The organism is Ralstonia sp. GX3-BWBA (assembly GCF_003290055.1).
Taxonomy (GTDB): Bacteria; Pseudomonadota; Gammaproteobacteria; order Burkholderiales; family Burkholderiaceae; genus Ralstonia; species Ralstonia holmesii.
Genome location: NZ_QMKS01000024.1, coordinates 313,644 through 329,671 on the forward strand (window position 1 = coordinate 313,644; position 16,028 = coordinate 329,671).

The 16,028-nt window shown below is 66.1% G+C and carries 6 protein-coding genes; all 6 read left to right on the forward strand.

All coding sequences use genetic code 11. The features are described from left to right. The first annotated feature begins 249 nt into the window (after positions 1 to 249). The 6 genes from glgA to treZ all read left to right on the forward strand — a co-directional run bounded on the left by glgA (position 250) and on the right by treZ (position 16,008). The gene (gene glgA / locus DOD19_RS24060) at positions 250 to 1,881 is read left to right on the forward strand and encodes a glycogen synthase GlgA (protein WP_112188586.1); all 1,632 of its coding nucleotides are present in this window, start codon (positions 250 to 252) and stop codon (positions 1,879 to 1,881) included. A 31-nt stretch (positions 1,882 to 1,912) separates the two neighbouring features. Then, positions 1,913 to 5,512 (forward strand): maltotransferase domain-containing protein, encoded by a 3,600-nt coding sequence (locus DOD19_RS24065; protein ID WP_112188588.1) that lies wholly within the window; start codon positions 1,913 to 1,915, stop codon positions 5,510 to 5,512. Continuing rightward, entirely contained in the window at positions 5,509 to 9,003 is a 3,495-nt protein-coding gene (gene treS / locus DOD19_RS24070; protein ID WP_112188590.1) for a maltose alpha-D-glucosyltransferase, read from the forward strand. The genes DOD19_RS24065 and treS overlap by 4 nt, the downstream gene beginning before the upstream one ends. Continuing rightward, a complete protein-coding gene (gene glgB / locus DOD19_RS24075; protein WP_112188592.1) occupies positions 9,000 to 11,306 on the forward strand; it encodes a 1,4-alpha-glucan branching protein GlgB in 2,307 nt (768 codons plus the stop codon). Before treS ends, glgB begins: the two co-directional genes overlap by 4 nt. Positions 11,307 to 11,881: 575 nt before the next feature. Further along, positions 11,882 to 14,170, forward strand: a complete 2,289-nt coding sequence (gene glgX, locus DOD19_RS24090) for a glycogen debranching protein GlgX (protein WP_112188594.1) — start codon at positions 11,882 to 11,884, stop codon at positions 14,168 to 14,170. Then, positions 14,167 to 16,008, forward strand: a complete 1,842-nt coding sequence (treZ, locus tag DOD19_RS24095; protein WP_112188596.1) for a malto-oligosyltrehalose trehalohydrolase — start codon at positions 14,167 to 14,169, stop codon at positions 16,006 to 16,008. The genes glgX and treZ overlap by 4 nt, the downstream gene beginning before the upstream one ends. Positions 16,009 to 16,028 lie beyond the last annotated feature (20 nt).

The following is a 16,028-nucleotide window of genomic DNA, read 5'->3' on the forward strand; positions in this document are numbered from 1 at the left end:
GCGGGCACCTGCGTGCATAGACGAAATTACATAGCGCACCCGCAGGTTGCACACCCCGCACGTGCTCTCGCAACGCGCACATCACGTACAGCCAAGGCGGGGCGGGCCAAGACTACAGCCTTGTCAGCGTCTGTCTGACTGGCATAGGTCTTGCGCGAAGAGGTCGATCGAAAACCTCCGCCGCGCATCGGCGCCGTCCACTGCTCATGCAGCTGGCTCACGGCCCGGCAGGCAAATTCCTCCGGGAGCATGACCTTGTCGCTGAACGTTCTCTTTGTCGCTTCTGAAGCTGTGCCGCTGGCCAAGACCGGCGGGCTTGGAGATATGGTCGGGGCCTGCGCAAACGCATTGCGGCGCGCCGGCATGAAAGTGACGGTGATGCTGCCGGGCTATCCCGACGCCATCACGCAGTTGCAGCACACGCGCACCGTGTGCGAATGGACCGACCTGCCGGGCGGCCGCGCCCGCCTGCTGAGTGGCCGCATGGGCGTCCAGGGCATCCCCGTGCTCCTGTTCGACGCGCCGGCGCTGTTCGCACGGCCCGGCAACCCTTACCTCGATGACCACGGCGAGCCCTACGAAGACAACGCGCTGCGCTTTGCGGCGTTCAGCCAGGCCGCAGCACGCGTTTCCGGCGGTGTGCCCGGGGTGCATCGCTTTGACATCGTGCAGGCGCATGACTGGCATGCGGGGCTGGTGCCGCTGTTCGTCAAGCGTGCGCAAGTGCCGGTGAAGACCGTCTTCACGATCCATAACCTCGCGTTCCAGGGCAATTTCCCGATGCACGTGGTGCCGGACATTGGCGTGCCGCCCGATGCGGCGCACGAAGCCGAATTCTGGGGCCAGTTCAGCTTCCTGAAGGCCGGCCTGCTGTGGGCCGATCGCATCACCACTGTAAGCCACGCGTATGCGCGCGAAATCCTGACCGACACCGCGGGTTGCGGCATGCAGGACCTGCTGCGCGCACGTCAGCAAGACCTCGTCGCCATCCTCAACGGCATCGACAACGACGTGTGGAACCCGTCGAAAGACCCGCTGCTTCCGCAGCCGTTTGTTGCGGCCAACCTGAGCGGCAAGCACACCGCCAAGCGCGTACTGCAGCAGCGCTTCGGGCTGCCGGAAGACGCCAAGGCGCCACTGCTGGCCGTGGGCAGCCGCCTGACGCATCAGAAGATGGCCGACGTGACGTTGCAGGCGCTGCCCCAGTTGCTGGAATCCAACCCGCAATTGCAGGTTGCCGTGCTCGGCTGCGGTGAACACGCCTACGAGACCGGCATGGCCGAACTGGCAGCACGCTATCCGCGCCAGGTGGCCACGAAGATCGGCTACACCGAGGCCTATGCCCACCTGCTGCACGCCGGCGCCGACATCCTGCTGCATGGCAGCCGCTTCGAGCCGTGCGGCCTGACGCCGCTCTATTCGATGCGTTACGGCACGGTGCCGGTCGCGTCGCGCGTGGGGGGGCTGATGGACACGATCACCGACCACGGTTCGCCCGAAGCTGCGTTGCACGGCGCGACGGGCTTCCTGTTCGACGGCGACACCGCCGACGCCATGGTGGCCGCGGTGGAGCGTGCGCTGCGCGTCTTCGCCCAGCCGCAGGCGTGGCGCATCCTGCAATACAACGGCATGACGACCGACTTCGGCTGGTCGCAGGCCTCACGCGAATACATCGCGCTGTACCGCAACCTCGTGCCGGCCGCCACGCCCATGCCTGCCGTGGCGCTTGCACAGACGCCCGTCGCACCCGACGCGCTGCATACGCCCCGACCCGACCAACCTGTGCGTACGCCGGCGCGGCGACGCTCGACGGCACTGTCCGACGAGATCCGAGCGCACGCGGTGGCGCGCGCCGCCAGTGCCGAGAAGATCCGTGCCTGACCGCGCCTGACGCCCTGCCCCGCTTTCACGCATGCCCGAGACCAAGTCGCCCAAGCCCGCCACTCCACGTAAAACCACGGCCGCACTCAACGCGGCCAAGCCACCCGGCAGCACAGCCAAATCGGTGACCAGGCCGGCTGAAATGCCGAGCGCGGCACCGCCCACCAAGGCAGCGTCCCCATACGCCCCGGCCATCTGCTACGTGCATCCGCTGCAACTGGGCAGGCTCGACCGATGGGACGGCGTGCTCGATCGCATCGCCTCGTTGGGTTTCGATCATGTGTTGATGGCGCCGCCATTTGCGGTGGGTGCCGCCGGCAACGTCTTCGTCACCCGCGACCATGCGCAATTGCATACGGCGCTGGGCGGCGGGCAGGCTGACGCAGCCCTCGCCAGGCTTGCCGAAGGCTGCCGCTCGCGCGGGCTTACGTTGCTGCTCGATCTGGTGATCGACCGCGTGGCGGTGGATGCGCCCCTGCGCGCCGACCATCCCGACTGGTTCGCCAGCCACGCCGAAGACGGCGACGCGCTGGACCCACGCCTGCCGCCCTCGCACCTTGAAGTGGCGTCCTTCCGGCACGACGACCCGCGCAGCGCAGATGCCATCCTCACGTGGTGGGCTCAGCAACTGCGCGCCTGGGCCGCGTTGGGCATCGGCGGGTTCCGCTGTGAAGCGCCCGCCCGCCTTCCTGCAGACCGCTGGCGCGCGTTGATTGCCGACGTGCGCAAAGACGCCGGCGCCGTGCGATTCCTGGCGTGGACGCCCGGCATGGACGGCGCTGCGGTCGATGCGCTGGCAGGTGCCGGCTTTGACGCGACATTCTCATCGCTGCGCTGGTGGGATTTCCGCGCCGGCTGGATGGTGGAAGAGCACGCACGCTTGGCGGCTGTGGCCCCGCCCATCGCCACGGTGGAAGCGCCGTTCGGCACGCGCTACGGCCAGGCCTTTGGCGACGCGATGGTCCGTGAGCGCGCCTATCGCCGTCTCCTGCACGTGGCAGACACGCTCGATGCCGGCTGGCTGATGCCGCTGGGCTTCGAACGCGGCGCGCTGCTGCCGATGCTGGCTGAGCGCGGAGACCCATCCGACCAGCAATGGATCGATGCCCATGCCGCGTTCGACCTGAGCGACGCCGTGCGCGATGTGAACGCCACCATCCGCGCCGCGCGCGAGACGAACACCGTAGCGCCGCACGCCGAACTGCGCGTGCTGACCGGCCCCGACGCACCCGCCACCGCCCTGCTGCGCGCCGATGGCCCTGACCTGCGGGCCGGCGATGCCGCCACGCTGACCGTCATCAACCCCGATCTGCACATGGGCGTATCGGTGCATGCCGATCACTTCCTGCCCGGCGTGGCCGGCGGCTTTACGCGCGGTGTGGCGCTCGACCTGCTGACCGAACCCGTTGGCAGTTGCGACGACACGCTGCGTGCCAATGCACGGCCCTTGGCCGAGATCGACCTGCTGCCCGGCGACGTGCAGGTCTGGCGCGTGTTCCGCAATGCCCCGGTGCGCACTCCCGCAGCGGGCAAACCCGCCAAGAGCCACCGCGCCAAGGCCGGCGAAGCGAAAGAACCAGTGAACGCCGCCATTGCGTCGCCGCGCATCGGCATCGAGCAGGTGCAGCCCTCCGTTGAAGACGGCCGCTTTGCCGTGAAGCGCCTGGTGGGCGACGACATCATCATCGAGGCCGATGTGCTGATGGACGGGCACGACAAGTTGGCCGTGCACCTGCTGTGGCGCGCGCAAGATGAAGACGCCTGGCAGCACGTACCGATGGTGCCCCTGGGCAACGACCGCTGGCGCGGAGCATTCCGGCCCGAACGGTTGGGGCGGCACGCCTATGCCGTGGCCGCGTGGCGCGATGCGTTCGGCACCTACCGGTCTGAACTGGAGAAGAAGCACACCGCCGGCGTGGACGTGACGCTGGAGCTGGAAGAAGGCGCGCGGCTCGTTGCACAGGCTGCCGAACATGCGCCCAAGGACGCACCGGTCGACGCGTTGCACAAGCTTGCCCACCTGTTGGCCGAGGCCGACCACGCGCACCGTCTCAAGCTGCTGCTGGACCCTGTAACCGCCCACGTGATGGCGCAGGCCTCGCACTACCGGCCGTTCTACGTGGAAAGCGTGGCGTATCCGCTGGACGTGGAACGCGGTGGCGCGGCGTTCGCGAGCTGGTACGAGCTGTTCCCCCGCTCGGCATCGGATGACGAACAGCGGCACGGCACGTTTGACGATGTGATCCGCCGCCTGGGCGCCATTCGCGGCATGGGCTTCGACGTGCTGTACTTCCCGCCCATCCACCCGATCGGGCGCACCAACCGCAAGGGCCGCAACAACAGCCTGCACGCAGAGGCCGACGACCCAGGCAGCCCATACGCCATTGGCGCTGCCGAAGGCGGGCACGACGCTATCCACCCGCAGCTCGGCACGCTGGAAGATTTCCGCCGACTGGTGCGCGCCGCGCGTGAGAAAGGCCTGGAACTGGCGCTCGACTTTGCCATTCAATGCTCGCCCGACCACCCCTGGCTGCGCGAGCACCCCGGCTGGTTTGCATGGCGCCCCGACGGCAGCATCAAATACGCCGAGAACCCGCCCAAGAAGTACGAAGACATCGTCAACGTCGACTTCTACGCCGACGACGCCAAACCCGGCCTGTGGACCGCACTGCGCGATGTGGTGATGTTCTGGGCCGACGAGGGTGTGCGCCTGTTCCGCGTCGACAATCCGCACACCAAGCCGCTGCCGTTCTGGGAATGGATGATCGGCGAGGTGCGTGCGCGCTATCCGGATACGGTGTTCCTGTCGGAAGCCTTCACGCGCCCCAAGGTGATGTACCGGCTGGCGAAGGTAGGGTTCTCGCAGTCGTACACATACTTCACGTGGCGGCATACCAAGCAGGAATTCATCGATTACCTGACCGAGCTGACGCGCACGCCGGTGCGTGAATATTTCCGCCCGCACTTCTTCGTCAACACGCCGGACATCAACCCGGTGTTCCTGCAGACCTCGGGCCGGCCGGGCTTTTTGATTCGTGCGGCGCTGGCGGCCACGCTGTCTGGCCTGTGGGGCGTCTATAACGGGTTCGAGCTGTGCGAAGGCGCGCCGGTGCCGGGCAAGGAGGAGTACCTCGACTCAGAGAAGTACCAACTGCGCGCGTGGGACCACAACCGCCCCGGCAACATTGTCAAAGAGATTGCGCTGCTCAACCGCATCCGCCGGGCCAATCCGGCGCTGCACTCGCACCTGGGCGTGACGTTCCAGCCGGCCTCGGGCGAGCACATCCTGTTCTTCAGCAAATCGACGCCGCCCGTGGTGCCGGCGCAGGTGGGAACCTCGCCGGCCGAATTGGCCAACGCCCTGCCGTCAGACCGCTTTGGCGACAACACGGTGTTCGTGGCCATCAACCTCGACCCGCACCACGCGCACGAATCCGATATCGAACTGCCATTGTGGCAATGGGGCCTGCCTGACCACGGCGCGCTGATGGCCGAGAACCTGGCGAGTGATGGGGCGGCACAGCGCACCGTGTGGCGCGGCAAGTGGCAGCACATCCGTCTTGAACCCGAGCAGCCGTTTGCCATCTGGCGCGTGCGCCCGGCCCTGCCATCGGAGGAACAACCGTCATGACGCGCAATCCGACCACGCTGCTGGTAGACGACGCGCTCTGGTACAAGGACGCCGTCATCTATCAGCTGCATGTCAAATCGTTCTGCGATTCCGACAACGACGGCGTCGGGGATTTCCCCGGGTTGATCTCCAAACTCGACTACATCGCCGAGCTTGGGGTGGACGTCATCTGGCTGCTACCGTTCTATCCGTCGCCGCGCCGTGACGACGGCTACGATATCGCCGAATACCGCGGCGTGCACCCCGATTACGGCAGCATGGCCGACGCGCGCCGCTTCATTGCCGAAGCGCATGCGCGGGGCCTGCGCGTGATCACGGAACTCGTCATCAACCACACGTCGGATCAGCACCCGTGGTTTCAGCGTGCGCGACGCGCCAAGCCGGGTTCTGCGCTGCGCGACTTCTATGTGTGGTCCGACAACGACAAGAAGTACGCCGGCACGCGCATCATCTTCATCGATACCGAGCCGTCCAACTGGACGTGGGACCCGGTGGCCAAGGCGTATTACTGGCACCGTTTCTATTCGCACCAGCCCGATCTCAACTTCGACAACCCGCGCGTGCTCAAAGCTGTGATCGGCGTGATGAAGTTCTGGCTGAACCTGGGCGTGGACGGCCTGCGCCTTGACGCCGTGCCTTACCTCGTCGAGCGCGAAGGCACCTCGAACGAGAACCTGCCCGAGACACACGAAGTGCTGCGCAAGATTCGCGCGGCCATGGATGGGGAATTCAAGAACCGCCTGCTGCTGGCAGAAGCCAACCAGTGGCCCGAAGACACGCAGGAATATTTCGGCGCCGGCGACGAATGCCACATGGCGTTCCACTTCCCGCTGATGCCGCGCATGTACATGGCGATTGCGCGCGAAGACCGCTTCCCGATCACCGACATCATGCGTCAGACGCCGGAGGTGCCCAGCGGCTGCCAATGGGCCATCTTCCTGCGTAATCACGACGAACTGACGCTCGAAATGGTGACCGACGCCGAGCGCGATTACCTCTGGGAGGTCTACGCCAGTGACCGCCGCGCGCGCCTGAACCTCGGCATCCGCCGCCGCTTGGCACCGCTGCTGGAACGCGATCGCCGCCGTGTCGAGTTGATGAACAGCCTGCTGTTTTCGATGCCCGGCACGCCCGTCATGTATTACGGCGACGAAATCGGCATGGGCGACAACATCCACCTGGGCGACCGCGACGGCGTACGCACACCGATGCAGTGGTCACCCGACCGCAACGGCGGGTTCTCCCGTGCCGACCCTGAACAGCTCGTGCTGCCCGCCATCATGGGCTCGCTGTACGGCTATGAATCGGTGAACGTGGAAGCGCAGAGCCGCGACGCGCATTCGCTGCTGAACTGGACGCGCCGGCTGCTTGCCACACGCAAGCGGCATCGCGTGTTTGGGCGTGGTTCCATCCAGTTTCTGCAGCCGTCCAACCGCAAGGTGCTGGCGTATATCCGCGCGCTGGAAGGCGAAGCGCCCATCCTGTGCGTGGCCAATCTCTCCCGTGCCTCGCAGGCCGTGGAGCTGGACCTGTCCGCCTTTGCGCAGCGCGTGCCGGTGGAGCTGATTGGCGGGACGGCGTTTCCGCCGATCGGCCAGTTGTCGTATCTGCTCACGCTGCCGCCCTACGCGTTCTATTGGCTGGAGCTGCGCGAGAACGAGCCGGGCCCGAGCTGGTCGCAACCTGCCGCCGAGCAGTTGCCGGAGTTCACGACGCTGGTGCTGCGCGCGGGGCTGGATGCGCTGGCCGACACACGCCAGCGCGAGGCGCATCGCCAGTTGATCGAACGCGAAATCCTGCCGACCTATCTGCCCAAGCGCCGCTGGTTTGCCGCCAAGGACAGCGTGCTGCGTAGCGCGAAGTTTGCCTGGGGCGCGACCGTGCCGGTGGATGCCGCATCCACCAACCGCCCGCTGGCCGGGGCGACGCGGCCAGAGGTGTTCTTCAACGAAGTGGCCGTCACGCTGGGCAGCCCCGACGGCAGCGAGCGCGTCGAACGCTACCTGCTGCCGCTTTCCATCGCGTGGGAATCGGCCACGCTACCGGCACTGCCGATTCAGCTCGCCCTGGCTCGCGTGCGGCGCGGCCGCCATGTCGGCTACCTGACCGACGCCTTCACCACCGAGACCTTCGCCCGCGCGCTGCTCACCAACCTCGTGCGCGGCGCCACGCTGGAAGCCAATGACGGCACCGTGCGGTTCGAGCCCGAACCGAACATCGCGGAGCTGGCGGAACCTGCCGTGCCGCCTGAAGCCGGCAGCACACGGCCTGCACCGCTACCGCTGGCGCCCGACACACCCGTCCAATGGCTGGCTGCCGAGCAGTCGAACAGCTCGCTGGTGATTGGCGAGTCGGTCATCGTCAAACTCATCCGTCGTATCGCAGCGGGCATCCACCCCGAGGTGGAGATGACGCGCCACCTCACGCGCGTCGGCTATGCCAACACGGCGGCGCTGATTGGTGAGATCTCTCACCACGCTGCCGACGGCGAACGTGCCACGCTGGCCGTCATGCAGAGCTTCGTTCCCAACCAGGGCGATGCCTGGACATGGGCGCTGGACTACCTGCGACGCACCATCGACGAACTGGCTGTGCAGATGGAAGGCGTGACCTCGGGCGATGGTGAATCGTCCCCCGTGGCCGTCTCGGAAGCGCGCATGGATACCGACGAGGCATTGGCCGGCTACGTCAACTTTATCGGCGTGATTGGCACACGGCTGGGCGAACTGCATGCCGCGCTGGCCGCGCCCACCGAAGACCCGAACTTCGGCGTGCGCATTGCTGATACCGACGATGCCGCCTACTGGACCACCCGCGTGAGCGAACAGCTCAATCGGGCGCACGACTACCTGACGGCATGGCAACGGCAAAACCCCGACAGCCCACGGCAACCCGACGTGCAATGGCTGCTGTCGCAACACCAGGCGTTGCTCGACGCCGCGCGCATGCATGCCGAAGACGGCCTGGGCGCCACGCTCTCGCGCATCCATGGCGATTTCCACCTCGGCCAGGTGCTGGTGGCGCAGGGCGATGCCTACTTGATCGATTTTGAAGGCGAGCCCTCGCGCTCCGTGGAAGAGCGCCGACGCAAGACGAGCCCACTGCGCGACGTGGCCGGACTGATGCGCTCGCTCGACTACGTGGTGGGCGCCATGCGCCAAGGCCCCGAACACGTGGCCGGCCCCGCGCAGGAGCGCCGCAACGTCCTGCTAGAGCGGTTCCGCGCGGCGTCCACCGAACGCTTCCTGGAGGCGTATGCCGCTGCGATTCGCGGGCCCGATCTGAACGCGCTGGATCAGCCCGTGGTCGACTTTCACCTGCTCGATCTTTTCCTGCTGGAAAAGGCCGCGTACGAGGTCAACTACGAAGCGTCCAACCGCCCGACCTGGCTACCGATTCCACTGGAAGGCTTCACGCGCGTGGCACGCCGCCTGCTGCAGGCAGAGCCACCATCACCTGCTGCAGAAGACTCGACGGGAGGCCCACCGTGACCGCACTCGACTTTGCCTCTCCAACCAAAACCACCGCCGCCCCCGAGGCGCCGATCGTGCTACCAGCCGGTGTGGACCAGATGCGCCTCGATGCGCTCACGCATGGCCGCCTGGGCGATCCGTTTGCCGTGCTGGGGCCGCATCGCGTGGACACTGACGACGGCGCACGCTGGGTGGTGCGCGCGTTCTATCCCGGTGCGCGCCGTGTGCAGGCCATCGATGCACGCGGCCAGATCATTGCCGAGATGACGCCGGTAGGCCGCACTGGACTGTTCCACGGCCCACTGCGCGCCGATGCGCAAGACGTGTACGGCCACCCGGACCTTTATCGCCTGCGCATCATCTGGCCCGCGGGCACCGGTCATGAAGCCGTGCAGGAAACCGAAGACCCGTACGCCTTCGGCCTGCTGCTGGGGGATCTGGACCTGCACCTGCTCAACGAAGGCACGCATTGGGCGCTGGCAAACTGCCTGGGCGCGCAGGCCATGCGCATCGACGGCATCAGCGGCGTGCGCTTTGCGGTGTGGGCACCGAATGCGCAGCGCGTGTCGGTTGTGGGCGACTTCAACCAATGGGACGGCCGCCGACAACCCATGCGCCTGCGCCACCAGGCCGGTGTGTGGGAACTGTTCCTGCCCAGTGGCTTGGGCGTCGGCCCCGGCACGCGCTACAAGTTCGAGCTGATCGGCGCTGACGGACACCTGATGGTCAAGGCCGACCCCGCCGCCCGCCAGACTGAACCGCCGCCCGCCACCGCATCGGTGGTGGCCGACCCGGCGCCGCTGCGCTGGAGCGATGACGACTGGATGCAAACGCGCGCCGAACGCCAGAAGCCCGACGCGCCCATCAGCATCTATGAAGTGCATGCCGGCTCGTGGTTGCGCGATCTGGAAGACGGCGGCCGCAACCTGCATTGGGATGAGCTGGCTGACCGGCTGATTCCTTACGTTACGGCACTCGGCTTCACGCACATCGAACTGCTACCCGTAGCGGAACATCCGTTCGGCGGCAGTTGGGGATATCAACCACTCGGGCTGTTCGCGCCGTCCGCGCGCTTTGGCTCGCCCGAGGCGTTTGCGCGCTTTGTTGATCGCTGTCATCAGGCAGGCCTGGGCGTCATCGTCGACTGGGTGCCCGCGCACTTCCCAACCGACGCACACGGGCTGGCGCAGTTTGACGGCACCGCGCTGTACGAACACCAGGACCCGCGCGAAGGCTTCCATCAGGACTGGAACACGCTCATCTACAACTTTGGCCGCAACGAAGTGCGCGGCTTCCTCATCGCCAGCGCGCTGGAATGGCTGGAGCGCTTTCACATCGACGGCCTGCGCGTGGATGCCGTGGCGTCGATGCTCTATCGTGACTACTCGCGCCGTGCCGGCGAATGGGTGCCAAACCACTATGGCGGCCGCGAAAACCTTGAAGCCGTGGCGTTCCTGCAGCAGATGAACACCGTGGTGCACGAGCGATGCCCCGGCGCCATCACCATCGCCGAAGAATCGACTGCGTGGCCCGGCGTGACCGCCCCCGTGGAATTCAACGGCCTGGGCTTCGACTACAAGTGGAACATGGGCTGGATGCACGACACGCTGCACTACATGCAGCGCGACCCGGTGTACCGGCAGCACCATCACGACGGCATGACGTTCGGGCTGGTGTACGCGTTCTCCGAGCATTTCATCCTCCCGATCTCGCACGACGAGGTCGTGCACGGCAAGGGTTCGCTGCTGGGCAAGATGCCCGGCGATGAATGGCAGCGGCTGGCGAACCTGCGCGCCTATCTGGCGTTCATGTGGACGCATCCGGGCAAGAAGCTGCTGTTCATGGGCTGCGAGTTTGGACAAGTAGGCGAATGGAACCACGATGCATCGCCCGAATGGCACCTGCTCGATGACCCGCGGCACCGGGGCGTGCAGCGGCTCGTGCATGACCTGAATGCGCTGTACCGGAGTGAGCGCTCATTGCATGCGCGCGACACCGCACCCGAGGGATTCAACTGGGTGATCGGCGACGACCGCACCAACAGCGTGTTTGCGTTCCTGCGGCTGGATGGCGACGGGCGGCCGATGCTGGTGGTGGCAAACATGACGCCGGTGCCGCGCGAGGGATATCGCATTGGTGTGCCGCCCGCCGATGGCGCCACGCACTGGCAAGAGGTGCTGAACACAGACGCCGCCGTGTATGGCGGCAGCGATCTCGGGAACGGTGGCGCGGTGGATGTGGACCACGTGGCTGCACATGGGCAGGGGCAGTCGTTGGTGTTGAGGCTGCCGCCGTTGGGGGTTGTGGTTTTGAAGGTTTGAGTTTTTTGCTGGTGGTGCATCCCTTGTTTCATCCCCTGCCGGGGCTGACTCACTTTCTTTGTCTTGCCAAAGAAAGTAAGCAAAGAAAGGCGCACCCAAGATGGCGACCCATTCCTTGAATTTTCATAACCGGACGGAGACGGGGAAAACTCGCTTCGCTCAGACAGTTCCCCGTCTTTTTTCCGCCCGCTTACGAAAATTCAAGGCGCCATCTAGGGCAAAAACGGCCAACGCGGCGGAGCACTAAGGTAAGCGACAAAGCCGGGGCGCTGCTCGGCGAACTGATGGATAGAGAACGTATTGCGCCTGCAATCGATGGTTTGCTTTTTCTGCCCTTGATGGCGCCTTGGATTTTTGTTGCGGGGAGGATCAAGAAGGGAGGCCTGTCTGAGCGCAGCGAGTTTGCCTCCCTTCCCTCCCCGCGACACAAATCCAAGGAGTGGGTCGCCATCTCGGGCGCGCCTTTCTTTTGCTTACTTTTCTTTGGCAAGACAAAGAAAAGTGAGTCGGCCCCGGCAGGGGGCGAAAGGGAGGCAAACCACCAACGCAAAGACAACTCTGAAACCAACGAACTGATGCTCCGCTTCCCCAAGACCCTTGCCCCCGGCAAACCCTTCCCCCTAGGCGCCCAATGGGACGGCCTGGGCATCAACTTCGCTGTCTTCTCCGCCAACGCCAGCAAGATCGAACTCTGCATCTTCGATCCGGCCGGCCGCAAGGAACTGACCCGCTTCGCACTGCCCGAATGCACCGATGAGGTCTGGCATGGCTACCTGCCCGGCGTGGAAGCCGGCCTCGTCTACGGCTACCGCGCCTACGGCCCGTGGGAGCCGCAGCATGGCCATCGCTTCAACCCCCACAAGCTGCTGCTCGACCCCTACGCCCGCCGGCTGGCAGGCGCGCTGCGCTGGTCCGATGCGCTGTTCGGCTATCGGCTGAACTCCAATCGTGGCGACCTCTCATTCGACCGCCGCGACAGCGCCCCCGCCATGCCCAAGGCCGTTGTCACCGACGAGTCGTTCAACTGGGGCAACGACATACGCCCCAACACGCCGTGGTCGCGCACGGTCATCTATGAAGGACATGTGCGTGGGATGTCGATGCTGCGCGAAGACTTGCTGCCGCCTGAGCGCGGCACCTTCAGCGCGCTGGGCGACAGCGTCTTCATCGAGCGCCTGCAGCGGCTGGGCATCACCGCCATCGAGCTGCTGCCCATTCACGCCTTCCTGCAAGACCAGTTCCTGGTAGAGCGCGGCCTGCGCAACTACTGGGGCTACAACACACTGTGCTTCTTTGCGCCGGAGCCGTCGTACCTGTCGGCGCCATCGCTGCATGAGCTGAAGGTGGCGATCCGGCGGCTGCATGCGGCTGGCATCGAGGTGCTGCTCGATGTGGTCTACAACCACACGTGTGAAGGCAGCGAACTGGGGCCGACGCTATCGTTCCGCGGGCTGGACAACGCGAGCTACTACCGTCTCGTGCCGGGCCAGGAGCGCTACTACATCAACGACACCGGCTGCGGCAACACACTCAACCTGTCGCACCCGCGCGTGCTGCAGATGGTGATGGATTCGCTGCGCTACTGGGTCAACGCCTTCCATGTGGATGGCTTCCGTTTTGACCTGGGCGTCACGCTCGGGCGCGAGGGCAACGGCTTCGATCCGGGCTCCGGCTTCTTCGATGCCATACGCCAGGACCCGGTGCTCTCCACCGTCAAGCTCATCGCAGAGCCCTGGGACGTGGGCCCCGATGGATATCAGGTCGGCAACCATCCGCCCGGCTTTGCCGAATGGAACGACCGATTTCGCGATGGCATCCGCCGCTTCTGGCGTGGCGATTCCGGACAGCGCCCAGACCTTGCCGCGCGCCTGACCGGCAGTGGCGACCTCTTCGACCGCCGCCACCGCCGGCCCTGGGCGTCGGTCAACTACGTGGCCTCGCACGACGGCTTCACGCTGCACGACCTCGTGAGCTACGCCGACAAGCACAACGAGGCCAACGGCGAAGACAACCGCGACGGCCACAACGACAACTGCAGCGCCAACTGGGGCACGGAAGGCCCCACCGACGACACCGCCATCCAAGCCCTGCGTGAACGCGTGACACGCGCGCTGCTGGCCACGGTGTTCTTCTCCAACGGCACGCCGATGCTGCTGGCGGGCGACGAGTTCGGCCGCACGCAAGACGGCAACAACAATGCCTACTGCCAAGACAACGCGCTGTCCTGGCTCGATTGGTCGTTGCTGGAGAAAGACCCGGGGCAGGCGCTCGCGCGCTATACGGCACGGCTGATCGCGTTGCGCAAGGAAAGCCCCGCGCTGCGCTGGCCGCATTACGTGCACGGCAACACCGAGATCCTGCCCGGCGTGCCGGACATCGCCTGGTTTGATGAGCGCGGTCAGGTGCTCTCGCCCGACGCGTGGAACGACAGCGAGGCACGTGCGTTGGCGCTGCGTCGCGCATGTGTCGAGACCATCGACGGCGAAGCGCGTCCGCATGTGGCACTGCTGCTCATCAACGGCGCCGCCACGGACCTGACCTTCACGCTGCCCGAGCCGGCCATGGATTGGCAAATCGCCATCGATAGCGCAGCACCAGAGCAGGACACCCGCCCGCACGGCAGCGGCACGCTGAAAGTGGCGGGGCGCAGCGTCGTGCTGTTGCTCGCCACGCAGCTCGCCACGATCGCCCATATTGCCGGGCAGCCCGATGCAGACGTCAGTGGCGAAACCCTCGGGCACGTTCCCGAAACGCATAACGCCCCGCCACACGAAACACCCGTACAGCCCATCCCCGACGAGGAGCGCACTGCCCCAACCGCCGGCCCCGCAGCCAACGACGACAATGGAGACGCCACGCGATGACCGCACCCGCCCCCCGGTTCGCGCACGACATGCCGTTTGGCGCCACCGTCCTGGCTGACGGCAACACCCGCTTCCGCCTGTGGGCACCTGACGCGACCGCCGCCTGGGTCGACCTAGACGAGGCGCGCGGCAACGAGGCCATCCGCATGGACGCCGAACCCGACGGTTGGTATGCAGCGGTGGCACCCGTGGGCGCCGGCACGTGCTATCGGTATCGCATCACCAATCGGGACGGCGTGACGCTGTCCGTACCCGACCCAGCCGCACGCGCACAGTGGCAGGACATCCCCGGCCCAAGCCTCGTCGTCGATCCGCAGCGCTACCGCTGGCAGCACGCCAACTGGCAGGGCCGGCCCTGGCACGAGACGGTGTTGTACGAACTGCACGTCGGCACGCTGGGCGGCTTCAAGGGTGTGCGCGGGCGGCTGCCCGAACTGGCACGGCTGGGCATCACGGCCGTCGAGTTGATGCCGGTGGCGGAATTTCCGGGCGCGCGCAACTGGGGCTACGACGGCGTATTGCCCTTTGCCCCCGACGCCAGCTATGGCACCCCGGACGATCTCAAGGCGTTGATCGACACCGCGCACGGGCTGGGCATGATGGTGTTTCTCGATGTCGTCTACAACCACTTCGGGCCCGACGGCAATTACCTGCACCACTACGCGCGCCGCTTCTTCCGCGACGATGTGCATACGCCCTGGGGCGCAGCGATCGATTTCCGCATGCCGCAGGTGCGTGAGTTCTTCATCCAGAACGCGTTGATGTGGCTGATGGAATACCGCTTTGACGGCTTGCGGCTCGACGCCGTGCATGCCATCACCGAGCGCGACTGGCTGGGCGAACTCGCCGCTCGCGTGCGGTTGTCGGTCGAACCCGGCAGGCATGTGCACCTCGTGCTGGAGAACGAGCACAACGCCGCATCGCTGCTGCGCGATGGCAGCACCCATGGCGACTTCGAAGCGCAGTGGAACGACGACGGCCACAACGTGCTGCACGTGCTGCTGACCGGCGAGCGCGAAGCCTATTACGCGGCCTACGCCGATGCCCCAGCAGAGCGCCTCGCGCGCGTACTGCAGGACGGTTTCTGCTACCAGGGCGAGCCGTCACCCATCCACGAAAACGCACCGCGTGGCGAACCTAGCGCACACCTGCCGCCCAGCGCGTTCGTGCTGTTCCTACAGAACCACGATCAGATCGGCAACCGCGCCTTTGGCGAACGGCTGACGCAGCTTGCGCACCCCGATGCGTTGCACGCCGCGCAAGTGCTGTTGCTGCTGAGCCCGCAGATTCCGATGCTCTTCATGGGTGAAGAATGGGGCAGCACGTGCCCGTTCCAGTACTTCACCAGCCACCACGGCATGCTGGCCGAAGCCGTGCGGGAAGGCCGGCGTCGGGAGTTTGCGAAGTTCGAGGCGTTTGCCGATCCGCACCAGCGCGAGCGCATCCCCGACCCGAACGACGAGCGCACCTACCTCGCCTCCTGTCCCGGCGAGGCGAACCTGACCCAACCCGGGCCACTCAACACGCTGAACCGCATGCACCGCCTGCTGGCGGTGCGTCACGCGCAAATCATCCCGCGGCTGCCCAATGCGCGCGCACTCGACGCGGTGGCGCTGGGCCACGCCGGCGCCATTGCCCGCTGGCGCATGGGCGATGGCAGCGTCCTTACGCTGATGCTCAATCTGGCCGATCAACCCGTGGCGGTGCCCACGGTCCTGGCAGGCAGCCCTGCCGATCTGCTGCACGAATCGCGTGAAGGTGCGGCCGCAGCGCTCATCGCGCACCGCCTGCCGGAGCGCGCGTGCGTGGCATTGCTGCACACGCCGTCGCCTACCTGACGGCTGACAACCACAACGCA